Source organism: Streptomyces sp. DH12, from assembly GCF_020873895.1.
GTDB lineage: Bacteria > Actinomycetota > Actinomycetes > Streptomycetales > Streptomycetaceae > Streptomyces.
In genome coordinates this window covers 1-446 of record NZ_JAHWGT010001129.1, presented here as the reverse complement: position 1 = coordinate 446, position 446 = coordinate 1, and the positions used below count along the sequence as shown (strand labels likewise).

The window sequence follows — 446 nt, the reverse complement described above, 5'->3', positions numbered from 1 at the left end:
GGAACGAGCGGCAGCCCGACGTCCCGCTGACCCTCACCCAGGCGCCCCCGGTGCCGGCGCACGGGATGCTGCTGGACGGCGAGGCCGACGCCGGTCTCGTCCGGCTCCCCGTCGACCGGACGGTGCTCAGCGCCATCCCCCTCTACACCGAGCAGACCGTCGTCGTGGTTCCCAAGGACCATCTGGTCACCGCCGCCGACTCGGTCACCGTCGAGGACCTCGCGGACGACATCGTGCTGCACCCCCTCGACGACGTGCTCGCCTGGGAGACCCTGCCCGGCCGCCCCGCCCTGGAACGCCCGGCCACCACCGCCGACGCGATCGAGCTGGTCGCCGCCGGGATCGGCGTGCTCGTGGCGCCCCTGTCGCTGGCCCGGCTGCACCACCGCAAGGACCTCACCCACCGCCCCCTGGAGGACGCGCCCGCCTCGAGCGTGGGTCTGGCC

Annotated in this window: 1 protein-coding gene; it reads left to right on the top strand. The window is 74.9% G+C overall.

Annotation, left to right across the window (positions count from 1 at the left end; all coding sequences use genetic code 11):
* Nucleotides 1–446: LysR family transcriptional regulator substrate-binding protein (locus LPA54_RS38870; RefSeq protein ID WP_228985109.1), on the top strand; the 446-nt coding region annotated here is incomplete at both ends.